Raw genomic sequence first — 21,325 nt, 5'->3', positions numbered from 1 at the left:
CTCTCTCAGCCGACGAACTGCAGGCGGGACACGAGCCAAAGGCCCGATTCGTTGTCGCGGACCAGGTCCAGCTGGATCCGGTAGTGCGACGGCCGCCCCTCGGGTGCCTTGACGTTCTTGACGGTGGCGTCGACGGCCACCAGCACGACCGCCCGGCGGCGGTCGCCGGAGACCAGCCCGGCCCGCAGCACCGACCCGCGCGAGTCGACCTTGTTCTCCACGACCGCAGCGCGCACCTGCGACTGCCCCCGGGTGAACTCATCCCGGAAGTCGCCGGTGGCCCCGGTCGTGATCCGCTGGATGTCCCGGTCGACGCTGGCCGCGCTGACCGAGACGAAGTTGACGCTGGCCTGTTTGGCTGCCGCGACGGCCGCCTGCCGGGCCTGCTCCGTCGCCCGGTCGACGTACCACCGGCGCCCGGTCACGCCGGCGGCGGTGAGCGTCGCAGCGAGGAGTACCACGAGCACGACGATGGACATCCGTCGCCGTCCCGCCGGCACGGCCCTGGCCGGCTCGCCCTCGGAACGCTCACCGGAGGGCTTCTCCAGCGGACCGTCCGCGCTCGCCGGGTCGTCCCCGCCCACCGGATCCTCGAACTCCGTCGGGTCCTCGACCGGTTCCTGGTCGAGCCGCCGCAGCAGGTCCTCGATCGGCTCCGTCGGTCGGGGAAGCTGGCGGGGGACGATCCGGCGCTGCGACGCCCGGCCCGGAGCCCCAGCCTTCGCCCCCTTGATGACTTTCAGCGTGTGGTCCCTGCGGGCCTGCATCGCCACCTCCTTCTTCGCGCCGGTCACCGGGTCACCCCGGCGAGCAGCAGCTGCTTCCACGACTGGTCCCCGGCCATCCGGGACTGACCCCCGGTTCCGCCGAACTGCAATGGCCGGCCGTCCGAGCCGAGCACCAGGCCGGTCGCGGGGTCGTACCCGCCGGTCCCGGTCCCGGCGGGCGGGGCGGCGGCTGACGGCCCCGGGTCGGGGGCCGGTTCCCGGCCGCCCGGTCGGGGGGCGTTGGCGGCGCCGCGCACGCTGGCGCCGCCCGCGCGATCCCCTGCTCCGCACGTGGTTCCGCCGCCGCGGTACACGCAGGACGGCGGATCGTTGACGTTGAGGACCAGGCCGAGGTGGGCGGTGCCGTCGCCCGGCGTGACGGTGAAACCGCCGGCGACGGCGATCGGGTACACCACCAGCAGGTGCTCGATGCCGGGCAGCCGCCGGGCGGCGATGCCGTTGACGGTCACCAGGTTGCCGAGCAGGGTGCCGACCGTCGGTTCCAGCCCGCGCAGCAACGCGACCAGTTCCCGCCCGGCGGGAGGCCCGGCGGCGAGCAGCCGCCGCAGGTCCGGGTCGGCGTCGCGGACGGTGGCCGCCAGCTGGGCCAGTCCTGCCGCCCACCGGCGCAGCGCCTCGGCCGACTCGGCCTGGGTGATGAGCACGGCTCGTCCGTCGTTGATCAGCGCGAGTGTCTCCGGCAGGCGGGTGGTCGCCTCGGTCAGCAGCGCGTCCCCGTGGTCGAGGATCCGGGCCAGGGCCAGCTCGTTGCCCTCGAACGCGGTGCCGAGTTCGGTGATCAGGACGGTGAGATCCTCCGGGTCGACGGAGCGGACCAGGGCGTCGAGGTTGCTCAGCAGCACCTCCGGCGCCAGCGGGACACCGGTCCGGTCGGCCGGGATCACCGCGCCGTCAGCGAGGTACGGCCCGCTGTCGCGCTCCGGACGCAGGTCCACGTACTGCTCGCCGACGGCGGAGCGTTGCGCCACCACGGCCCGCAGGTCGTCCGGTACCCGGACGTCGCGCTGCAACCGCAGGTCGGCGCGGACCCCGTCACCGCGCAGGGCGACTGCGGCGACGCGGCCGACGGGCACCCCGCGGTAGGTGACCGGGGCGTTGGGGAAGATGCCGCCGGCCCGGGCCAGGTCCATGTGGACGACGTAGCTTCCGCCGAGCAACCGGTCGCCCAGCCCGACGTAGCGGATGCCGACGTAGCTGACGCCGAGGACGCTCACCAGCAGGAACGCCAGAACCTGCACCTTCGCGGTACGTCCGATCATGGCTTCAGCCCCCCTCCCAGGACGTCCGGCAGGCTGCCGATCTGTCCGATCACCGCGCCGGTCAACGGCAGGATGCACTGCGCCGACATGACCGTGCCCGCGGGCAGTTCGGTCTCGACGGGAAAGACCGTGCCCGGTGGTACGAGGCCCTTCGGCAGGATCAGTCCGCCGATGGGCACCGTCGAGCCGGGCTTGAGCAGGACGCAGCCCTCCGGCAGCAGACAGTCCTTCGGCGGCGTCCAGGTCGCGGGGAAGTTGCGCGGGTCGGGCAGGCACTTCAGGATCGGCAGGTCGGGCAGCGGACGGGACCCGCCGCGAGGTCGCGGGGTGGCAGGTGCGGGGCCACCCGCCGCTGGCGCCCCGCCGCGGCTAGCCCCCGGTGACGGCGTGGCCGGACGGGCCGGGGCGGCGGGGGCCGCGGCGACCAGGTTCGCCAGGATCGACGCCGAGTCGAGGTCGGCGGTGACGGAGAGGTTGACGAAGTCGCCGACGATCGCGCCGGTGACGTTCGGTGGGAACGGGTAGGACAGCATGAAGTCCAGCGACTTCGGCAGGTCGTCCCCGGCCCGCGCCAACTGCTCCAGGATCGGTTGCAGCGCCCGGACGTCGGCCAGGGTGTCGTCGCGGCTCCGGTTGACGACCTGGGTGCCGACGTCGCCCAGCTGGTCCAGAGCGGTCAGCGCCCGGGTCAGTTGGGCGCGCTGGCCGGCCAGCACGGTCAGGCCGGGGGCGAGGGAGTCCACGGCCTCGCCGAGCACCTGCTTCTGCCGGTCAAGCCGGCCGCTGAGCCGGTCCAGGGCGTCGAGGGCGCGGACCAGATCGGCCTTCTGCTTGTCCAGCCCGCCGATGAACGTGTCGAGCTGGCGCAGCGCGTCCCGGACCGCGGGTTCTCGTCCGTCGAGTGCGGTGCCGAGCTCCTGGTTGATGGTCCTCAGTTGCGCCAGACCGCCCCCGTTGAGCAGCAGCCCGAGGGCGGCGAGGACCTCTTCCACCTCGGCGCCGCGAGCGGTCCGGGACAGCGGGATGAGGTCGCCGTCGGCGAGTCGACCGCTGGCGGCGCCGGTGGGCGGCGGCGCGACGGTCACGTACTTCTCGCCCAGCAGGCTGCTCTGTCGGACGGCGGCCGTTGCGTTGGACGGCAGCCGTACCTCTGCGCCGATGCGCAGGGTTACCTGGGCGGTCCAGCCGGCCAGGGAGATCTTCTCCACGCTGCCGACCGTCACGTCGTCGACCTTCACAGCGGCGTGCGGCACAAGGTCGAGCACGTCGCTGAACTCGGCGGTGACGGCGTACCCGTCGCCCTTCGGGGCGCCGCCGGGCAGCGGCAGGTCGGTGAGGTCGGGCAGGCCGCATCCGGCCGGCAGCATCGCCACTACGATCGCGCACGCCAGGGTCCGCAGTGTGCGGGCGGTCATGACAAACCCCGCAGGATGCCGCCGAGGGTGGGGTCGCTGGTGATGCCGGGGCCGCCCGGCGCCTGGTCGGGGATCGGCGCACCGGGGGAATCGAGGGGAGGATTTCCCGGTGAGGACCCGCCGGTGGCCGGGGCGCCGGGCGGCAGCTTGAGGAGCTTGCGCAGCTGGTCGGTCATGGGCAGCCCGCGGGAGTGCAGGGTCTGCGCGAGTGCCAGGCACTTGGCGGGCACCTGGGCCGCGGGCAGCTGGTCCACTATCAGTGAGCAGGCGAAGCCAGCAGGGTCGTAGGGACCCATTACGTTGTCGCGGGTGTCCAGGGTGCCGGATCGCGGGTTGTAGGCGAGGCTGAGGTTGCCAAGGGCGAGCGGGGCGACGTCGAGGATGTCGATGACGGCCTGCTGCTGGCGGACCAGGATGCCGGTGATGTCCGCCAGCGCGGCGACGTTGGAGGTCAACGCGTCCCGGTTCTGCCGCACGAACGTGGTCACGTCGGCCAGCGCGGTGGAGAGGTTGCGCAGCGCGGCGGCCAGTTCGTCGCGTTCCCCGGCGAGTTGTTCGGCGACGTCGGCCAACTGCTGGTTGAAGGCGCGCACCTCCCGGTCGCTGCGGGCCAGCGCGGTGGTGAAGCGTTGCAGGTTGACCACCGACCCGAAGAGGTCCTGCCGCCCGGCGGAGAGGGTGGCCAGTGCCTGGGACAGGCCGTCGAGGGTCTCGTGCAGGTTCTGGCCGTTGCCCTCCAGGTTGGCGCGTCCGGTGGCGACCAGGTCGGACAGGGCACCATCGCGGTTGGCGCCCTCCGGGCCGAGGGTGCGGTTGAAGTCGTCGAGCGCCTGGTAGATGTCGTCGATCTCCATCGGAGCAGCGGTCCGCTCCAGCGGTATCTCGGCCCCGTCGGCGAGCGCGGCTCCGCCAGCGTAGGCGGGGGTGAGCTGGACGTAGCGGTCGCTGACCACGCTGGGCGGCACGATGAGCGCCTGCGCGTCGGCGGGAACGGCGATCCCGGGGTCGTAGGACATGGTCACCTGGACGTTGCGGCCCTGCGGGGTCACGGCGACCACCTCGCCGACGCGGACGCCCAGCATCCGCACGTCCGATCCGGGGTACACCCCGACGGCGCGGGTGAAGTGGGCGACCACCCGCCGCGGGGGTGTGCCGCCGCGGAGAACGACCACGCCGGCGGCGACGGCTACCAGGAGGACGGTGGTGACGGCGATCGGTCGTCGCCACCGCTGGATGGGACCGGGCATCAGCGGCCTCCCGTCGTGGGCTGGTACGGCTGGAGCAGACCGGAGACGTACGAGTCGAACCAGCGGCCGTTGCCCACCACGTTGGCGAACGCGGTGACGAACGGCCCCATCCGCTGGATGGTCTTCTCCAGGTCGTCCCGGTTGCGCTGCAGGATGGCGACCACCTCACGCAGCTCGCGCAGCGCGGGAGCGAGCTGGGCGCGGTTGTCGGTGACCAGTCCGGACAGCTGGGTGGCGAGCTCGTCGGTGCCGACGAGCAGCTTGTGGATGGCGTCCCGACGCCGGCTCACCTCGCTCAGCAGCGCCTCGCCGTCGGTGACCAGTTTGCGGAACTCCTCGTCCCGGGTGGCGAGCACGGCGGTCACCTGACGGGCGCGGTCGAGCAGCGCCCGCAGTTCGGCGTCGCGTCCGGCGACGGTCCGGGAGAGCCGGGAGAGTCCGACCAGGGAGGCGTTGACGCTCTCGGGCGTGTCGGCGAAGGTCTCGGACAGGGTGGTGAAGGCGGCGGCGAGCTGGTCGGTGTCGACCTTGTCGAGGGTGTCGGCGAGTCCGGTGACCGCCTGCACCACGTCGAACGGCGCCGCGGTGCGGGCGAGGGGGATCTGCCCGCCCTCGCGCAGTCGACCCGGCCCGGCCGGCGAGAGGGCCAGGTACTTCTGGCCGAGCACCGTCTTGATCCTGATCGTGGCGCCGGTGTCGGTGCCGAGCCGGACGCTGTCGTCGTCCACCCGGAACCGGACCCGCACGTAGGGCGCGCCGTCGCGGGCGAGTTCCACGGCGGTCACCTTGCCCACCCGCACCCCGGCGACCCGCACCTCGTTGCCGGTGACGAGGCCGCTGGCGTCGTGGAAGGCCGCCTGGTACCTGCGTCCGGTGAGGTCGGCCAGCCGGTCGAGCTGGAAGGCACCCAGCAGCACGGCGACGATCAGCGCCAGCCCGAGCGTGCCGACGACCACGGGGTTGCGTTCCCGAAACGGTGTCACTGGCTGCCGCCAGTGCATCGGGCGGCCGGGGCGCTGAAGGTGGGCAGGTCGAGCGGTGCCCGGCCCGACACCGCCACGTTGCCGTCGAAGTCGCAGAGGTAGAAGTTGAACCACGAGCCGTAGGACGCGACGCGGGTCAGGGACTGGTACCGCTCGGGCATCCGCCCGAGGGTGCTGTCGATAACGGCCGCGTTGCGGTTGAGGGTGCCGGAGAGTTCGCCCAGGGCGCGCACGTCCGCGGCGAGCGGTGGTCGGACATCGCGCAGCAGCGACGACGTGGCGGTCGTGAGCTCGCCGATGCTGACCAGCGACTCGCCGATGGCCGTGCGGTCGGCGGACAGCCCGGAGACGAACTGCTGCAGCTGGCTGATGCTCTGGTCGAGGTTCTGGTCCCGTTCGGCCAGGGTGCCCAGGACGCCGTTGAGGTTGGTGATGACCCGCCCGATGACGGCGTCCCGGTCGGCGAGGGTGTTGGTGAGCGACGCGGTGCGTTGCAGCAGGCTGCTGACCGTGCCGCCCTCGCCCTGCAGCACCTGGATGATCTCGTAGGCGAGCTTGTTGACGTCGTCCGGGTCGAGCGCCGTGAACAGGGGCCGGAACCCGCTGAACAACACTGTTAGGTCGAGCGCCGGGGTGGTCTGGCCGAGCGGGATCAGGCCGTCGGGCCGCAGTGGTCGCCCCTCCCCCGGGCCCTCGCTCAGCGCCACGTACCGCTGGCCCACCAGGTTGCGGTAGCGAATCTTGGCGCGGACGCTGGTGGCCACCGGGACGTCGGTGGTGACGGTGAAGGCCACCTCGGCGGCGGTGTCGTCGACCACCTTGATGCCGCGGACGCGGCCGACCTTCACGCCGGCGACGCGGACGTCGTCTCCGGTAAGCAGTCCGGTGACGTCGGTGAACCGGGCGCGGTAGGTGACGCCACCCGGCGGGAAGGCGCCGAGGGTCTGCGCGAGCAGCGCCGTCAGCAGCAGGGTCACGGCGGCGAAGACCACCAGCTTCAGCAGGGGCACCATCATCCGGTTGCTCATCGCGCGTTCACCACCCCTCCCCTCAGCAACGGCCCCCACAGCAGGACCGCGATGTCGGGAACCTCCGCGGGCAGGATGCCGGTGACGGCGCCGACCAGGGGCTTGACCAATGCGCGCTCCTCGCCGGTGGCGGCCCGGCCCATCGCCGGGGAAGCGCCGGCGGGCGCGGTCGCCGGCAGGCCGACGGGCAACGGGGTACGCGGGCGAGCACCCCCGCGGTCGTAACCGTCGTTGACGGGCACGTCGGGCGCCGGCTGCCCTGGTTGGGGCAGGCCGCGGCACTGCGGCCCGCCGTGCGCGCCGTAGACGGGCTCGTCGCGTCCCTTCTCGTACTTGCCGCCGTCGCGGGTGACCTCGAGGGTGATGTGCATCCGCCCGCCGGAGAAGACCTCCTCGACGCGGGGTTGCAGGGCGACCAGGCCGCTCATCAGGCACGGATACTCGGGGGCGTACGTGGCGAGCAGTTGCAGCACCGGGCGACTCACCTGGCCGAGCTCGATGAGCTGGTCACCGTGCCGGTCGAGGAAGCTGCGGGTGGCGTCGGCGGTGTCGGTGGTGTCGGCGAGGAACGCCGCCAGCTGTGCGCGCTGGTCGGTGACCGTACGGGCGGTGACGGTGACGTCCCGCAGCAGGGCCAGCAGATCGGGTAGGGCGGCGTCGTAGCTGTCCAGCACGACGGCGAGCTTCCGGACGTCCTCGGCGATGGTCGGCATCGCCGGGTTGAGCTGCCGCAGGTACGCATCGAGCCGCTCGACGTTGGCGCCGAGTTGCTCGCCGCGACCTTCGAGTGCGGCGGCGATCGCGCCCAGCGTCGCGGCGAGCTGGTCGGGCCGCACCGCCTGCAGCAGCGGCAGCGCCTCGTCGAGAACCCGTTCCAGCTCGACGGCGGTGCTGCTGCGGTCCTGGATGATGACGGCGCCGTCGCGGATCGGTACGGCGTTGCCGCCGACCGGCGGGACCAGCTCGACGTACCGCTCGCCGAAGAGCGTCTTGGGCAGCAACCGCGCGCTGACGTCGGCGGGGATCCGCGGCGTCGAGGTCGGGTCCAGGGCCAGCCGGATGGTCGCGCCGGCGCCCTCGCTGCCGACCGAGCGCACCTCGCCGACGACGACCCCGCGGACCTTGACGTCGGCGCCCGGGCTCAGCTGCAGTCCGGATCGACCGGCCTGCAGGGTGACCCAGTCGACGGGGGTGAACGCCTTGCGGTACTGCAGCACGGAGGCGGTCAACGCCGCGGTCAGTACGGCGATGAAGACGATGCCGAGAATGCGATGTCTCATGCTCACCCCGCGATCCGGACGGTGGTGGTCGCGCCCCAGATGGCCAGCGACAGGAAGAAATCGACGATGTTGACCGCGACGATGGCGAGCCGGACGGCCCGTCCGACCGCGACGCCGACGCCGGCGGGCCCGCCGCTGGCGGTGTAGCCGTAGTAGCAGTGCACCAGCACCACGATCACGCTGAACACGAGCACCTTGCCGAAGGACCAGAGCACGTCCTCGGGTGGCAGGAACAGGTGGAAGTAGTAGTCGTAGGTGCCGGCCGACTGGCCGTAGTAGTGCACGGCGATGGTGCGGGTGGCCAGGTAGCTGGCGAGCAGCCCCACCACGTACAGCGGGATGACCGCGAGGAATCCGGCGATCATGCGGGTGGTGACCAGGAACGGCAGCGAGGGCACCCCCATCACCTCGAGTGCGTCCACCTCCTCGGAGATCCGCATCGCCCCGAGCTGGGCGGTGAACCCGCAGCCCACGGTGGCCGACAGGGCCAGCGCCGCGACCAGCGGGGAGATCTCCCGAGTGTTGAAGTACGCCGAGACGAAACCGGTGAAGGCGCTGCTGCCGAGCTGGTTGAGCGCCTGGTAGCCCTGCAGTCCGACCTCGGTGCCGGTGAAGAACGTCAGGAAGCAGATGACACCGACGGTGCCGCCGAGCACGGCGAGCGCGCCGGAGCCGAAGCTCACCTCCGCCAGCAGCCGTATCACCTCACGCTTGTAGCGGCGCACCGTTCGCGGCGCCCAGGCGAACGCCCGCAGGTAGAAGGCGAGCTGTCCGCCCAGGTTGTCGAGGTACCGCAGCACCAGCACGTCAGCTTCCCTTCTGCGGTACGACCTGGAAGTACACGGCCGTGACGATGAAGTTCAGCGCGAACAGCAGCATGAAGGTGATCACCACGCTCTGGTTGACCGCGTCGCCGACCCCCTTCGGGCCGCCCTTGGCGGTCATCCCCTTGTACGAGGCGACCAGCGCGGCGGCAGCGCCGAACAGCAGCGCCTTGACCTCACCCACCAGCAGGTCGGGCAGTTGCCCCAGGGCCTGGAAGCTGGCCAGGTACGCGCCGGGTGTGCCGCCCTGCAGGACCACGTTGAACAGGTAGCCACCCGCCACCCCGACCACGCTGACCAGGCCGTTGAGCAGCACGGCGACCAGCATCGAGGCGAGCACCCGGGGTACCACGAGGCGGTGGATGGGATCGATGCCCAACACCTGCATCGCGTCGAGCTCCTCGCGGATCTTCCGAGAGCCGAGATCGGCGCAGATCGCCGAGCCACCCGCGCCAGCGATGATCAGCGCGGTGACGATCGGCCCCGCCTCACGGACCACCGCGAGCACCGACGCCGCGCCGGTGAACGACTGCGCCCCGAGCTGACGGACCAGCGAGCCGAGCTGCAACGCGATGACCGCGCCAAAGGGGATGGAGACGAGCGCGGCGGGCAGGATCGACACCGAGCTGATGAACCAGGCCTGCTGGAGGAACTCGCGGACCTGCACCGGTCGCCGGCCGAGGCCGCGCAGTGTGTCCAGGCAGAACGCGAAGAACTCCCCGATGTGCCGTACGGCGGTGACGGGGCCGCTCATCCGGGGACCCCCGCTCCCTGCCGCCCGTCCCCGGCCGGCGGTCCGTTCAGCGCGACGGTGGGCTGTTCGGCGTCGCGTAGCCCGGCGAAGGAGCCGGGTGGCGGGGTGACGCCGTGCTCCCGGCACCACTGCCCCGGTGGCCGCTCGGCGGCGCGGGGCAGTCCGTCCGACGGCGGCAGCTGCAGCGGGATGGGCGGCAGCGGCGGCAGTTCCACGCCGGCGTCCGCCTCGGCTCGCAGCTCCTCGGCGTCCTTCTCCTCAGCCATGCCGATCGGTCCGATCCGCTGGGCGTTGAGGAACTGCCGCACCACCGGCTCGGTGCTGGACAGCAGCATCTCCCGCGACCCGAACATGGCCAGGTGCCCGTGGTAGATCAGGCCGATGTTGTCGGGCACCGTGCGCGCGGTGTTGATGTCGTGCGTGACGATCAGAAAGGTCGCCCCGGTCCGCTGGTTCAGATCGATGATCAGCTGGTTCAGGTACGCGGTGCGAACCGGGTCCAATCCGGAGTCGGGCTCGTCGAACAGGACGATGCGGGGGTCAAGCACGAGCGCGCGGGCAAGGCCGGCCCGCTTGCGCATCCCACCGGAGATCTCCCCCGGCAGTTTCTTCTCGGCGCCGACCAGGCCGACCATGTCGAGCTTCTCGGTGACCACCTCGCGGATCTGGGACTCGGACTTGCGGGTGTGCTCCCGCAGCGGGAAGGCCACGTTGTCGTAGATCGTCATCGAGCCGAACAGCGCGCCATCCTGGAACAGCACTCCGAACAGCTTGCGCACCTCGTACAACGCCCGCTCCGAGAGCCGGGGCAGGTCCTTGCCCTCGATCCAGATCGACCCGGCGTCGGGGCGTAGCAGCCCCACCAGGGTCTTGAGGAACACCGACTTGCCGGTGCCGGACGGGCCTAGCAGCACGGATATCTCGCCGGCCGGCAGGGTCAGGCTGACGTCCGACCAGACCGGCTGGCCACCGAAGGACTTGGTCAGCCCCTGCACCGCCACCTCGACGCCCATCCGCCCTCCCTTCCCGGGTCGCTACCTGAGACATCGCGGCGATCCGGCCGGGCGCAACAACTTCTTTGCGCTACGTCACCAACACCGAAGGTGAACTAGGCAAAGTGGCGTACGTCTCGATAGCGTGCGGTTAACCGGCCGGTAACGAAGGTGTCTCGCGTCCCCATGACCACAGCGATCGAGCCAGAGCTCGTCCACCTGGCCGCCCACGGTGACCGGGCGGCGCTCGCTGCCCTGCTCACCACCGTGCGGCCGGGGCTGGTCCGCTACTGCCGGGCCCGGCTGGGCCGCGTCGGTGGGGCGTACACCACCGCCGACGACGTCGCCCAGGAGGTCTGCCTGGCGGTGTTGAAGGCCCTTCCCCGCTATCGCGACCAGGGCAGGCCGTTCTCCGCGTTCGTCTTTGCCATCGCCGCGAACAAGGTCGCCGACGCTCTGCGCGCGGCGGTCCGCGGCGCCGCCGTCGCCGTCCCCGACACCCACCTTGAGCAGGCGGACACCACACCGGGTCCGGAGCAGCAGGCTGTCGCCACCGATCTGGCCCGCCGACTCTCGGTGCTGCTGCACCGCCTCCCCGACGTCCAACGGGAGATCATCACCCTCCGGGTGGCGGTCGGTCTCACCGCCGAGGAAGTCGGCTCGATCCTCGGCATGTCGGCGCCGGCCGTACGGGTGGCCCAGTCCCGTGCCCTGGCCCGGCTCCGTACGCTTGCCGGCGACGGACTTGACGAGGTGGCGGCATGAGCGAGCCCCGACCGGACGGTGGCGAGGAGTTGGACCTCGCCGCGATCGACCATGACGACCTGCTCCTCGCCGCGCTCGGCCGCGGCGAGCAGGTGGCCGACGCCGACGGCCTCACGGCGATGCTGGCCGCCTGGCGCGCCGACGTCACCGCCGACCTGCCGGACACCGTGGTCGACGGCGCAGTCCGCGCCGACCCGCCACCTCCCGACCGTCGGGTCCGGAAGCTCCGGGCCGGCGCCCCCACCGGCCCCGTCCCCGGCCCGCCCCGGTGGCAACCGCTCGGACGGCGGGCCCTGGGGTTGGCCGCCGCCGTGGTCACCGCCCTCATGCTGGCGACGGGGCTGGGGGTCGCCAGCCGCGACGCCGGGCCGACCAGTCCGCTGTGGTCGCTGACCAAGGTTCTCCATCCCGAACGGGCGGAGGTGCTCGGCGTCGAACACACCACCGGCCTCGCCCGCGAGGCCGTCGCGGCGGGACGGTACGACGAGGCCCGACAGCTGATCGACCAGGCCCAGCGGGACCTGGGCAGGATCACCGACCCGGCCGACGCCACCCGCCTGCGCGCCGACATCGATGCCGTCCTGCGGGACCTGGCCGCGCACGGATGCCCCGGCTGGCCCCGCTGCGCGACGTCCCCGCTGGCACCGACGCCGCCACCCGCGGCGTCGACGGCCGCCGCCCCCGAGCCCTCCGGCGCCGCGACACCGGGCGGGACGGCACCAGCGCCACCGCGTCCCGCGCCGACGGACTCGCCGACATCCGGCGCCAACCCGACGCTGCCACGACTGCCGCTGCCGTCGGTGCCGCTCCCGTCGGTGTTGCCGTCGCTACCCGGACTGCCGCTGCCACTGCCGACCGGCGATCTGCTCGGCTGACCGAACCACGAGTCCGGTCAACCCTGCTGCTCGTCCAGTTAGCCGCCGCGCTGGGCATCCAGGTCGAGCAGCGCCGCGACGGCCTTGGCCACCCGCCGCTGCCGGGTCTCCGGGGTCTTCGCGCCGTCGACCGAAAGCACGTGCTGGCGTTTGTTGGAGTACGACAGCGCCTCGAACTGCCGCCTGGCGCCCGGCGCCGCGTCGAGCGCGGCGGCCAGATCCGCCGGAACGTCGACAACCCGCGGCGCAGAGTCCAACTCCAGGTCGACGTCGATCTCGTCCCCCGCCGCGATGCCCGCACCGACGCGCACCTCGGCGGCGACCGGGAGCATGAACTCCCCGCCGTAGACGGCCACCGTGCTCCGGTAGGTGTAGCCGTTGATCGTGACCGTCACCCGCGGCTTCTTGCCGGAGCCGAGGGCCTGCACGATCTCCGCCGGCACCGTCATACCGGTGGCCGTCTTGCCGCCGAGGAACAGCGTCGTACGAAATCTCATGTCGACGACAGTAGGCCCACGGCGCGAAGCGCTGCCCATTACAAGCAGCGATGGCACTTTTGTGAACAACCAATACCGTCTCGCAGAAAAGACGTATAGACGACGTCATCTCGGACGGTAACGACCCAGACGGCCTGCCCGAACGCAATGCCCCGTCGCTGCGGCCGATGCCTTCGCCGACGTCTTTGCCCAGGTCACCCCACGCGCTTTCGCCAATCGGACCGCGCCAGCCTCGTTGACGATTACCGTTCGTTAACGTGACCGACTATCGGTTTACCGCAGTGACGCTCAGCGCCATCCTGGTCCTGCCCGCGGTGGCGGTCCTGCCACCAACACCGGCGGTGGCCGCGCCGTCCGTGCCGTGCCCGGCCGTGAAGCCGCCGGCGCCGCCGCCCGCGATACCGTCCCCACCACCGGTCGACCCCACCGACCGGGCGGTCGGCGGGCAGGCGCTGGCGACGGCAGGGCTGGCCATTCCCGCGGGTGCGCCGATGACGCCGGCACTGACCGCCACCTCATGGCTCGTGGCCGACCTCAACAGTGGTGAGGTCCTGGGTGGGTGCGGCCCCCACGAGCTCCGAACGCCGGCCAGCGTGCAGAAACTGCTGCTGGCGGCGTCCCTGATGCCCCGCCTCGATCCAGCCCAGATGGTGGAAGTGACCAGGGCGGATCTGCGCGATCTCGACCCAGCCAGCTCGCTGATGGGGGTCGTCGAGGGTGGCCGGTACTCCGTCGAGAGCCTGTGGCTGGGGCTCCTGCTCAAATCGGGCAACGACGCGGCCAACGTACTGGCTCGGGTCGGCGGCGGCGCCGCGGGTAGGCCGGGCGGAGTCGAGACGATGAACGACGAAGCACGTCGACTGCGCGCGAACCAGACCCACGCCGCGACGCCTTCCGGCCTGGACGGCCCCGGCCAGTACACCAGCGCATACGACCTCGCGCTGATCGCACGGGCCACCTTCGCCAGGGAGGACTTCCGGCGATACATCGCAACGAGGGTGGCGCAGATACCGGCACAGCCGAGAAACCCGGCATTCGCCATCACTCACGACAACACGCTGCTGGGCAACTATCCCGGGACACTCGGGGGGAAGACGGGCTTCACCGACCTGGCTCGTCAGACGTACGTCGGTGTGGCCGAACGCAACGGTCGACGGCTGGCAGTGACCCTGCTAGGAGCGGAGACCGCTCCGCTGGGGAGTCTCGGAGAGGCGGCAGCCCTGCTCAACTGGGGCTTCGCCCTGCCTCCCCACGCGTCCGTCGGACAACTGGTCACGCCCGAGGAGAAGAAGCACGACAGCCCAGTGGTCCCGGTCAAGGGCGAGCACCATGCTCAGGCCGAGGAATCCTCGATCCCGCTGCTCACCGGGCTGAGCCTCGGCACCGCCGTCCTGCTGGCCGTCCTGATCCTGGCCGCCCCGTGGCGGCGCAGAGCTGCGCGGCAGCAACCCGCCCGACGGTAGCGAGCCGCCGCCTTGCCTTGACGCTGGCGACAAGGTTTAGCGTGCTTGCGACGGGCTGGTGGAGGAGGTCGGATGCTGATCGGCGAACTGGCTGAGCGGGCCGGCACGAGTACCCGCACCCTGCGCTACTACGAGGCACACGGGTTGGTACGGGCACAGCGCTCCGCCAACGGCTACCGGGTCTACGACGAGGCGGAGCTACGGGTCGTCCGTGAGATCCGAGGGCTGCTCGCTGTCGGCTTCGGCCTCGACGACGTCCGTCCGTTCGTCGCCTGTCTTCGGGCCGGCAACACGTCCGGCGACGTCTGCCCGGACTCGGTGCTGGTGCTGCGACGCAAGCTCGTCGAGGTCGACGCCGTCATCGACCGGCTCGGCGCCGTACGCCAACAGCTACACACCCAGCTCACCCATGCCATCGCGCACCGGGAGGAAACATGCCCCAAACGGAAATTCGCTCGCTAGTCACCGTCACCGACGACACGTTCACCGAACTGGTGCTGGCCAGCGACCGGCCGGTGGTGGTCGACTTCTGGGCGGAGTGGTGCCCGCCCTGCAAGGCGATCGAGAAGAGCCTCGCCGAGCTGGCCCAGGAGTTCGGCGACCGGATGGTCGTGGCCAAGCTCAACTCCGACGAGAACCCGACGGCCACGCGCAACTACGGCGTCATGTCCCTGCCGACGCTGCTGGTGTTCCGCCGGGGCGAGGTCGTCGGATCGACCGTGGGGTCGAGGCCGAAGAGCTACCTGCGACAGACCCTGACCGCACAGGCGGGGTTGTAACGCGTGCCCACCGCCGGTGCGGTTCAGCGGGGTACGAGCACCACGTGCAGGTGCCGGGGGCCGTGCACGCCCTCGACCCGGTTGAGTTCGATGTCGCTGGTGGCGGACGGCCCGCTGATCCAGGTGAGCGGGCGGTGCGGGTCGAGGCGCGCGAGGGCGTCCGGCACACCCGCGACGACCTGATCGGTACGCAGGACGCAGATGTGCACGTCGGGCAGCAGCGTGATGACCCGCCGCCCCTGGTCGGGGGCCGCGTCGAGGATGACCGTCCCGGTCTCGGCGACGGCGACCGCCGCCGCGGTGACCACCCCGTCGGCCGCGGCGACCTGTTCCCTCGGGAGGTTGTCGTCGGTCAGCACGTCGACGGTGTCGGGCAACCAGCGCCGGGGCAGCCCGGGCGGGACGACGACGCGTCGGCCACCAAGGATCGTGTCGACGGCCTGCGCCACCTCGCCGTCGGCACACCGGTGCACGGTGGCCCGGTAGTCGGTGAGCCGGTGCACCAGCACGTCGAGGTCCACGGCACCGCCGGCTGGCCGGTAGCCCCGCGGCACGTCGCCGGAGGTGGTCGGCGTCGCGCCGAGAGCCGCGCGGAGGCGGCCGAGGATCAACTCACGGGAGGTCATCGTCGCGCCCACCATTCGCGGAACGTCTGCGGCGGCGGCTGCGGCAGGTCGCGGCCGATGGTCCAGCCGGACAGCGGCGGAGGCAGGCCGCGGCCTCGCCGGCCGGCGAGACGGGCGGCCCGCGAGGCGCGCTGCGCGGCCTCGTACATCGCCGGGTGGTCCATGGTGTACGCGGCGGCGGCCATGATGATCGCCTCGGCGCTCGGCAGGCGATGCTCACTCCGGTAGGCCGCCACGTGCTGGGCGCGGAGATGCACCAGGATCGACGGGATATCGATCTTCACCGGGCAGGCGTCGAAGCACGCCCCGCAGAGCGAGGAGGCGTAGGGCAGGGAGGCGTTGTCCTCCACGCCGGTCAGCTGCGGTGACAGCACCGCACCGATCGGCCCGGGGTAGACGGAGCCGTACGCGTGCCCACCGGTGCGCTCGTAGACGGGACAGACGTTGAGGCAGGCGGAGCATCGGATGCAGTGCAGCGCCTGGCGACCGACCTCGTCGGCGAGAACCGCGCTGCGGCCGTTGTCCAGCAGCACGAGGTGAAAGTCCTGTGGCCCGTCGTCAGGCGTGACGCCGGTCCACATGGAGGTGTACGGGTTCATCCGCTCGCCGGTGGAGGCCCGGGGCAGCAGTTGCAGGAACACCTCAAGGTCGGCCCAGGTCGGGATGACCTTCTCGATGCCCATCACGGTGATCAGGGTGTCCGGCAGGGTGAGGCACATCCGGCCGTTGCCCTCGGACTCGACCACCGCGAGGGTGCCGGTCTCGGCTACCGCGAAGTTCGCCCCGGAGACCGCGACGCGGGTGCTGAGGAACGTACGACGCAGGTGACGGCGGGCCGCGGCCGCCAGGATCGCCGGGTCGTCGGTCAACGCCGGGTCGACGCCGGGCATCTCGCGCAGGAAGATCTCACGGATCTCCGCGCGGTTGCGGTGGATCGCGGGTACCAGGATGTGGCTGGGCTTGTCCCGCCCGAGTTGGACGATCAGCTCGGCGAGGTCGGTTTCCACCGGTTCGATGCCGGCCGCCTCCAGTGCCTCGTTGAGGCCGATCTCCTGGGTGGCCATCGACTTGACCTTCATGACCCGGTCGCTGCCGGTGGCCCTGACCAGGTCGGTCACGATCCGGTTGGCCTCGACGGCGTCGGCGGCCCAGTGCACGGTGCCGCCGGCCGCGGTGACCGCCACCTCCAACTGTTGGAGCAGCTCGGGCAGCCGGGCCATCGTGTCGGTCTTGATGGCCCGCCCGGCCTCCCGCAGCTCCTGCCAGTCGGGGACCTCGTCGATGACCGCTGCCGACTTGGCGCGGATGGTGGCGGTGGCGTGGCCGAGGTTGCGGCGCAGTTGGGCGTCGGCGAGGCTCCGCCGGGCCGCGACCGGGAAGGGCTCCTCGCCGCGCAGGTGTCCGACGCCGCGCGGCGCGGTGGCGGGCATACCGAGGAAGGTCCGGGTCACGCCCGCACCCCGCCGGTCTGCCGCTGCGCCTGCTCGACCGGGTTGCCGGTGGGCTCGGTGCTGGCCAGGATCTCCGCGAGGTGCACGGTCCGCACTCCAGCCCGGAGGCGGGACAGTCCACCGCCGATGTGCATCAAACAGGACGCGTCCCCGGCGGTGCACACGTCGGCCCGGGTGGCCAGCACGTGGCGCATCTTGTCGGCCAGCATCGCCGTCGAGGTGTCCGCGTTCTTCACGGCGAACGTGCCGCCGAAGCCGCAGCACTCCTCGGCCTGCGGCAGCTCCACCAGGTCCAGGCCGCGGACCTGACGCAGCAGCCGCAGCGGCTTGTCCCCCACCCGGATCATCCGCAGCGAGTGGCAGGTCGGGTGGTACGTCACCCGGTGCGGATAGAAGGCGCCGACGTCGGTCACCCCGAGCACGTCGACGAGCAGCTCCGACAGCTCGTACGTGCGGCTGGCGACCTCCTCGGCTCGACTGGCCAACCGCTCGTCGCCGGCCCTGCGGGCCACCACCGCGTGCTGGTGCCGCACCGAACCGACGCACGAGCCGGAGGGGGCGACCACCACGTCGTACGGGGCGAAGGTCCGCACGTGCCGGCGTACCAGCCGCAGCGCGTCGTCCGGATAGCCGGTGTTGATGTGCATCTGCCCGCAGCAGGTCTGGTCCTGCGGAAAGACGACCTCGTGACCGAGCCGTTCCAGGAGCCGCACCGTCGCCTTGGCCGCCTCGGGGAACATGGTGTCGGCCAGGCAGGTGACGAACAGCGCTATTCGCATCCTCAGTCCTCCCATCCGAGACGCTGGGCTGCCGCCCGCCACGTCGTCTCGGCGCCTCGTGGCTCGTAGCGCACGATCTGCTGGGTCTCGCGCAGCACGGCCCGCAGCGCCGACAGGTCGCCGCCGACGATGCCGAGAGCGCGGGCCTGCACGAGGACATTGCCCAGCGCGGTGGCCTCGACCGGCCCGGCGAGCACCGGCAGGCCGCAGGCGTCGGCGGTGAGCTGGCACAGGAGCTCGTTGCGAGCCCCGCCGCCGACGACGTGCACGGCGTCGACGTGGCGACCGGCGAGCAGTTGCGCCTGACGGACGGCGCGCCGGTGCGCCAACGCGAGGCTGTCGAGGATGCACCGGACCGTGGCCGCCCGGGTCACCGGCACCGGCTCGCCGGTACGGCGGCAGGCATCGGCGATGCGCGTGGGCATGTCGCCGGGCGGCAGGAACGCGGGGTCGTCCGGATCCACGACGGAGCGGAAGGCCGGCTCCCGGGCCGCCTGCCGGAGCAGGGCGGCCAGGTCGGTGGTGCCCCAGGTGCGCAGCGACTCCTGCAGTGGCCACAGGCCCATCACGTTGCGCAGGTAGCGGAACGTGCCGTCGACGCCGGACTCGTTGGTGAAGTTCGCCCGCCGGCTCGGCTCGCTCAGCACCGGGGCGTCGAGCTCGACCCCGACCAACGACCAGGTGCCGCAGGAGATGTAGGCGAAGTGTTCACCGGCGGCCGGTACGCCCACCACGGCGGACGCGGTGTCGTGTGATCCCACCGCCACCACGGCGGGGCCTCCGGGCAGGCCCAGTGCGGGCAGGGCCGGGCCGATCCGCGTGCCCGGCTCCCGCAGCGGCGGGAACAGCTCGCTGCGAATCCCCGCGTCGGCCATCAGGTCGGTCGCCCAGGCGCGCCGACGCAGGTCGTACAGCTGGGTGGTGGAGGCGTTGGTGACCTCGGCGCCGACCTCGCCGGTGAGCCAGTACGCGATGAGGTCCGGGACCAGCAGCAGCCGGTGCGCCATGTCCAGCTGCGGCGTGTTGGCGGCGGCGACGAGTTGGTAGAGGGTGTTGAACGGCAGGTGCTGCAGCCCGGTCGTGGTGTAGAGCCGTTCCTGCCCCAACTGCTTCGCCACCCGGTCGCCGACGCCGTCGGTACGCCCGTCGCGGTAGTGCACCGGATTGCCGAGCAGCGCACCGGTGGCGTCGAGCAGCCCGTAGTCCACCGCCCAGGTGTCGACGCCGATGCTGGCGACCGGACCGGCGGCGTGCAGGCCGTCGAGGACGCCGCGGTAGAGCGCCAGGATGTCCCAGTGCAGGGTGCCCGCCACCCGCACCGGCTCGTTGCGGAACCGGTGCGCCTCGGTCAGCTCCAGCTTCCCGGGGCTGACGCGCGCGACCATCACCCGGCCGCTGGACGCACCCACGTCCACGGCGGCGAGGTGCGCGGCCGCACTCACCACATCGTCCTCATCTCCGCTGAACCGTACTCAGCGGAGGAAGGCCGCGGCGACCCCGGCGTCCACCGGGATGTGCATCCCCGTCGTGTGCGACAACTCCCCGCCGGTGAGCACGAAGACCGCGTTGGCGACGTGCTCGGGCAGCACCTCCCGCTTGAGCAGCGTGCGCTGGGCGTAGAACTCACCGAGCTTCTCCTCCGGCACGCCGTAGACGGCCGCCCGCTGCGCACCCCAACCACCGGCGAAGATACCGGAGCCGCGGACCACCCCGTCCGGGTTGACGCCGTTGACCCGGATGCCGTGGCCGCCGAGTTCGGCGGCGAGCAGCCGGACCTGGTGGGCCTGATCGGCCTTGGCCGCACCGTAGGCCACGTTGTTCGGGCCCGCGAACAGGGAGTTCTTGCTGGAGATGTAGACGAGGTCTCCGCCCATCCCCTGCGCCAGCAGCACCCGCGCGGCCTCCCGCGAGACGAGGAAGGAGCCCTTCGCCATCACGTCGTGCTGGACGTCCCAGTCGGCCTCGGTCGTCTCCAGCAGCGACTTGGACAGCGACAGCCCGGCATTGTTCACGACCAGGTCCACCCCGCCGAAGGCCAGCACCGCCTCGCGCAGGGCGGCGGCCACGGCGTCACCGTCGCTGACGTCGGCGGCGACGGCGACCGCCACGTCGGTGCTGCCGATCTCCGCGGCGACGGCGGCGGCCGCCCCCGCGTCCCGATCGGCGACCACGACGCAGGCGCCCTCGGCGGCGAGCCGGTGGGCGATCGCCCGGCCGATGCCGGAGCCACCGCCGGTGACGAACGCGATCCGCGTGGCGAGGGCCTTCGGCTTCGGCATGCGCTGGAGCTTCGCCTCCTCCAGCGCCCAGTACTCGATCCGGAACTTCTCGGCCTCGTCGATCGGCGCGTACCTCGACACCGATTCCGCGCCACGCATCACGTTGATGGCGTTGACGTAGAACTCCCCGGCGACCCGGGCGGTCTGCTTGTTGGCACCGAAGCTGAACATGCCCACACCCGGCACCAGGACGACGGCCGGGTCGGCACCGCGCATCGGAGGGCTGTCCGGGGTGGCGTGCCGCTCGTAGTAGCCGCGGTAGTCGTCGCGGTAGGAGGCGTGCAGCTCCTTGAGACGGGCGATCACGTCGTCGAGCGGCGCCGCGGGTGGCAGGTCGAGCACCATCGGGCGGACCTTGGTGCGCAGGAAGTGGTCCGGGCAGGAGGTGCCGAGGGCAGCGAGCGCGGGGTGCCTCTCCCGCGCCACGAAGTCCAGCACCACGTCACTGTCGGTGAAGTGACCCACCTGCGGTCGATCGGTGGACGCGAGGCCACGCAACACCGGGAACAGCGCCGCCGCCCGCCGCCGTCGTTCGTCGGCTGGCAGCGGTTCGTAGCCGCTGATGACCGGGCCGAGCGGCTCGGCCTTTCCCCGCTGGTCGAGGAACGCCTGCGCGGACCGGATGATCTCCAGCGAGTTGCGCTCGCACTCGTCGCTGGTCGTACCCCACGCGGTGATGCCATGCCCGCCGAGGATCACACCGATCGCCTGCGGGTTGGCCCGCGCCACCGCGGCGATGTCCAGGCCGAGCTGGAAGCCGGGCCGCCGCCACGGAACCCACAACACCCGGTCGCCGAAGACCTCCTTGGTCAACTCCGGCCCGTCGGCGGCCGCGGCGATCGCGATGCCGGCGTCGGGGTGCAGGTGATCGACGTGCGCCGCGTCGACCAGTCCGTGCATCGCGGTGTCGATGGACGGCGCCGCCCCGCCCCGACCGTGCAGGCAATAGTCGAAGGCGGCGACCATCTCGTCCTCCCGCTCGATGCCGGGATAGACGTCGACGAGGGCCCGGAGCCGGTCCAGCCGCAGCGCCGCCAGACCGGCCCGGGTGAGGGTGCCGAGGTCACCGCCGGAGCCCTTGACCCAGAGCAGCTCGACGGGGCCGCCGGTAACCGGATCGGTGTCCTCGCCCTTGGCAGAGGTGTTGCCCCCGGCGTAGTTCGTCGTCGTCGGGTCGGCACCGAGCCGGTTGCTGCGCGCGATCAGCGCCTGAACCTCGGATTGCATCTTTCTCACGTCCC

The 21,325-nt window shown here is 71.9% G+C and carries 21 protein-coding genes; 5 read left to right on the top strand and 16 right to left on the bottom strand.

Annotated features, from left to right (window positions below; translation table 11 throughout):
* Positions 1 to 5: 5 nt before the first annotated feature.
* The 10 genes from OG470_RS23955 to OG470_RS23910 are packed head-to-tail and all read right to left on the bottom strand — an operon-like array spanning position 6 to position 10,591.
* The gene (locus OG470_RS23955) at positions 6 to 794 is read right to left on the bottom strand and encodes a hypothetical protein (RefSeq protein ID WP_328415642.1); all 789 of its coding nucleotides are present in this window, start codon (positions 792 to 794) and stop codon (positions 6 to 8) included.
* Entirely contained in the window at positions 791 to 2,047 is a 1,257-nt protein-coding gene (locus OG470_RS23950; protein ID WP_328415640.1) for an MlaD family protein, read from the bottom strand. Before OG470_RS23950 ends, OG470_RS23955 begins: the two co-directional genes overlap by 4 nt.
* Positions 2,044 to 3,462 carry an MCE family protein gene (locus OG470_RS23945; protein ID WP_328415638.1) on the bottom strand — a complete coding sequence of 473 codons (1,419 nt, stop codon included), beginning with the start codon at positions 3,460 to 3,462 and terminating at the stop codon, positions 2,044 to 2,046. Before OG470_RS23945 ends, OG470_RS23950 begins: the two co-directional genes overlap by 4 nt.
* Positions 3,459 to 4,709, bottom strand: coding sequence for an MCE family protein (locus tag OG470_RS23940; protein WP_328415637.1), 1,251 nt, complete (start codon positions 4,707 to 4,709; stop codon positions 3,459 to 3,461). The genes OG470_RS23945 and OG470_RS23940 overlap by 4 nt, the downstream gene beginning before the upstream one ends.
* Positions 4,709 to 5,692 (bottom strand): MlaD family protein, encoded by a 984-nt coding sequence (locus OG470_RS23935; protein WP_328415635.1) that lies wholly within the window; start codon positions 5,690 to 5,692, stop codon positions 4,709 to 4,711. Before OG470_RS23935 ends, OG470_RS23940 begins: the two co-directional genes overlap by 1 nt.
* Positions 5,689 to 6,720, bottom strand: a complete 1,032-nt coding sequence (locus OG470_RS23930; protein ID WP_328415634.1) for an MCE family protein — start codon at positions 6,718 to 6,720, stop codon at positions 5,689 to 5,691. The genes OG470_RS23935 and OG470_RS23930 overlap by 4 nt, the downstream gene beginning before the upstream one ends.
* The gene (locus tag OG470_RS23925; RefSeq protein WP_328415633.1) at positions 6,717 to 8,000 is read right to left on the bottom strand and encodes an MCE family protein; all 1,284 of its coding nucleotides are present in this window, start codon (positions 7,998 to 8,000) and stop codon (positions 6,717 to 6,719) included. Before OG470_RS23925 ends, OG470_RS23930 begins: the two co-directional genes overlap by 4 nt.
* Before the next feature lie 2 nt (positions 8,001 to 8,002).
* Positions 8,003 to 8,806, bottom strand: coding sequence for an MlaE family ABC transporter permease (locus tag OG470_RS23920; protein WP_328415631.1), 804 nt, complete (start codon positions 8,804 to 8,806; stop codon positions 8,003 to 8,005).
* A 1-nt stretch (position 8,807) separates the two neighbouring features.
* On the bottom strand, positions 8,808 to 9,578 hold the full coding sequence (locus tag OG470_RS23915; RefSeq protein WP_328415629.1) for an MlaE family ABC transporter permease: 771 nt from the start codon (positions 9,576 to 9,578) through the stop codon (positions 8,808 to 8,810).
* Entirely contained in the window at positions 9,575 to 10,591 is a 1,017-nt protein-coding gene (locus OG470_RS23910; protein WP_328415627.1) for an ABC transporter ATP-binding protein, read from the bottom strand. The genes OG470_RS23915 and OG470_RS23910 overlap by 4 nt, the downstream gene beginning before the upstream one ends.
* Positions 10,592 to 10,756: 165 nt before the next feature.
* Here OG470_RS23910 and shbA point away from each other — a divergent pair, with 165 nt between their 5' ends.
* Positions 10,757 to 11,335, top strand: a complete 579-nt coding sequence (shbA, locus tag OG470_RS23905; protein WP_328415625.1) for an RNA polymerase sigma factor ShbA — start codon at positions 10,757 to 10,759, stop codon at positions 11,333 to 11,335.
* Positions 11,332 to 12,210 carry a hypothetical protein gene (locus OG470_RS23900; RefSeq protein ID WP_328415623.1) on the top strand — a complete coding sequence of 293 codons (879 nt, stop codon included), beginning with the start codon at positions 11,332 to 11,334 and terminating at the stop codon, positions 12,208 to 12,210. Before shbA ends, OG470_RS23900 begins: the two co-directional genes overlap by 4 nt.
* A gap of 38 nt (positions 12,211 to 12,248) precedes the next feature.
* On the opposite strand, the gene OG470_RS23895 is transcribed toward OG470_RS23900, so the two are convergent.
* Positions 12,249 to 12,707: a YdeI/OmpD-associated family protein gene (locus OG470_RS23895; protein WP_328415621.1), complete on the bottom strand. Its 459-nt coding sequence runs from the start codon at positions 12,705 to 12,707 to the stop codon at positions 12,249 to 12,251.
* A gap of 257 nt (positions 12,708 to 12,964) precedes the next feature.
* Here OG470_RS23895 and OG470_RS23890 point away from each other — a divergent pair, with 257 nt between their 5' ends.
* The 3 genes from OG470_RS23890 (at position 12,965) to trxA (ending at position 14,949) form a co-directional block, all read left to right on the top strand.
* The gene (locus tag OG470_RS23890) at positions 12,965 to 14,170 is read left to right on the top strand and encodes a D-alanyl-D-alanine carboxypeptidase family protein (RefSeq protein WP_328415619.1); all 1,206 of its coding nucleotides are present in this window, start codon (positions 12,965 to 12,967) and stop codon (positions 14,168 to 14,170) included.
* A 72-nt stretch (positions 14,171 to 14,242) separates the two neighbouring features.
* Entirely contained in the window at positions 14,243 to 14,632 is a 390-nt protein-coding gene (locus OG470_RS23885; RefSeq protein ID WP_328415617.1) for a MerR family transcriptional regulator, read from the top strand.
* Positions 14,605 to 14,949: a thioredoxin gene (gene trxA, locus OG470_RS23880; RefSeq protein ID WP_442930956.1), complete on the top strand. Its 345-nt coding sequence runs from the start codon at positions 14,605 to 14,607 to the stop codon at positions 14,947 to 14,949. Before OG470_RS23885 ends, trxA begins: the two co-directional genes overlap by 28 nt.
* A 23-nt stretch (positions 14,950 to 14,972) precedes the next feature.
* Here the strand turns inward: trxA and OG470_RS23875 are convergent, their stop codons facing one another.
* From OG470_RS23875 to OG470_RS23855, 5 genes are read right to left on the bottom strand one after another with little or no spacing between them, the layout of a single operon-like run.
* A complete protein-coding gene (locus OG470_RS23875) occupies positions 14,973 to 15,575 on the bottom strand; it encodes a LutC/YkgG family protein (RefSeq protein ID WP_328415615.1) in 603 nt (200 codons plus the stop codon).
* Positions 15,572 to 17,005 (bottom strand): LutB/LldF family L-lactate oxidation iron-sulfur protein, encoded by a 1,434-nt coding sequence (locus OG470_RS23870; RefSeq protein WP_328426570.1) that lies wholly within the window; start codon positions 17,003 to 17,005, stop codon positions 15,572 to 15,574. Before OG470_RS23870 ends, OG470_RS23875 begins: the two co-directional genes overlap by 4 nt.
* Positions 17,006 to 17,022: 17 nt before the next feature.
* Positions 17,023 to 17,805: a (Fe-S)-binding protein gene (locus OG470_RS23865; RefSeq protein WP_328415613.1), complete on the bottom strand. Its 783-nt coding sequence runs from the start codon at positions 17,803 to 17,805 to the stop codon at positions 17,023 to 17,025.
* Between the two features lie 2 nt (positions 17,806 to 17,807).
* Positions 17,808 to 19,247, bottom strand: coding sequence for a rhamnulokinase (locus OG470_RS23860; RefSeq protein ID WP_328415611.1), 1,440 nt, complete (start codon positions 19,245 to 19,247; stop codon positions 17,808 to 17,810).
* Positions 19,248 to 19,277: 30 nt separating this feature from the next.
* Entirely contained in the window at positions 19,278 to 21,311 is a 2,034-nt protein-coding gene (locus OG470_RS23855) for a bifunctional aldolase/short-chain dehydrogenase (protein WP_328426568.1), read from the bottom strand.
* Positions 21,312 to 21,325: the final 14 nt, after the last annotated feature.

Source organism: Micromonospora sp. NBC_00389, assembly GCF_036059255.1.
Lineage (GTDB): Bacteria > Actinomycetota > Actinomycetes > Mycobacteriales > Micromonosporaceae > Micromonospora.
This window is presented reverse-complemented; position numbering and strand designations above follow the sequence as displayed.

What these genes read in the sequence shown, in the direction of transcription:
- OG470_RS23885 (WP_328415617.1), top strand. Translation starts at nt 14,243, where the DNA reads ATGCTGATCGGCGAACTGGCTGAGCGGGCCGGCACGAGTACCCGCACC.
- OG470_RS23865 (WP_328415613.1), bottom strand. Translation starts at nt 17,805, where the DNA reads ATGCGAATAGCGCTGTTCGTCACCTGCCTGGCCGACACCATGTTCCCC.
- trxA (WP_442930956.1), top strand. Translation starts at nt 14,605, where the DNA reads ATGCCCCAAACGGAAATTCGCTCGCTAGTCACCGTCACCGACGACACG.
- OG470_RS23875 (WP_328415615.1), bottom strand. Translation starts at nt 15,575, where the DNA reads ATGACCTCCCGTGAGTTGATCCTCGGCCGCCTCCGCGCGGCTCTCGGC.
- OG470_RS23925 (WP_328415633.1), bottom strand. Translation starts at nt 8,000, where the DNA reads ATGAGACATCGCATTCTCGGCATCGTCTTCATCGCCGTACTGACCGCG.
- OG470_RS23950 (WP_328415640.1), bottom strand. Translation starts at nt 2,047, where the DNA reads ATGATCGGACGTACCGCGAAGGTGCAGGTTCTGGCGTTCCTGCTGGTG.
- OG470_RS23945 (WP_328415638.1), bottom strand. Translation starts at nt 3,462, where the DNA reads ATGACCGCCCGCACACTGCGGACCCTGGCGTGCGCGATCGTAGTGGCG.
- OG470_RS23855 (WP_328426568.1), bottom strand. Translation starts at nt 21,311, where the DNA reads ATGCAATCCGAGGTTCAGGCGCTGATCGCGCGCAGCAACCGGCTCGGT.
- OG470_RS23895 (WP_328415621.1), bottom strand. Translation starts at nt 12,707, where the DNA reads ATGAGATTTCGTACGACGCTGTTCCTCGGCGGCAAGACGGCCACCGGT.
- OG470_RS23915 (WP_328415629.1), bottom strand. Translation starts at nt 9,578, where the DNA reads ATGAGCGGCCCCGTCACCGCCGTACGGCACATCGGGGAGTTCTTCGCG.
- OG470_RS23900 (WP_328415623.1), top strand. Translation starts at nt 11,332, where the DNA reads ATGAGCGAGCCCCGACCGGACGGTGGCGAGGAGTTGGACCTCGCCGCG.
- OG470_RS23940 (WP_328415637.1), bottom strand. Translation starts at nt 4,709, where the DNA reads ATGCCCGGTCCCATCCAGCGGTGGCGACGACCGATCGCCGTCACCACC.
- shbA (WP_328415625.1), top strand. Translation starts at nt 10,757, where the DNA reads ATGACCACAGCGATCGAGCCAGAGCTCGTCCACCTGGCCGCCCACGGT.
- OG470_RS23930 (WP_328415634.1), bottom strand. Translation starts at nt 6,720, where the DNA reads ATGAGCAACCGGATGATGGTGCCCCTGCTGAAGCTGGTGGTCTTCGCC.
- OG470_RS23870 (WP_328426570.1), bottom strand. Translation starts at nt 17,005, where the DNA reads ATGCCCGCCACCGCGCCGCGCGGCGTCGGACACCTGCGCGGCGAGGAG.
- OG470_RS23910 (WP_328415627.1), bottom strand. Translation starts at nt 10,591, where the DNA reads ATGGGCGTCGAGGTGGCGGTGCAGGGGCTGACCAAGTCCTTCGGTGGC.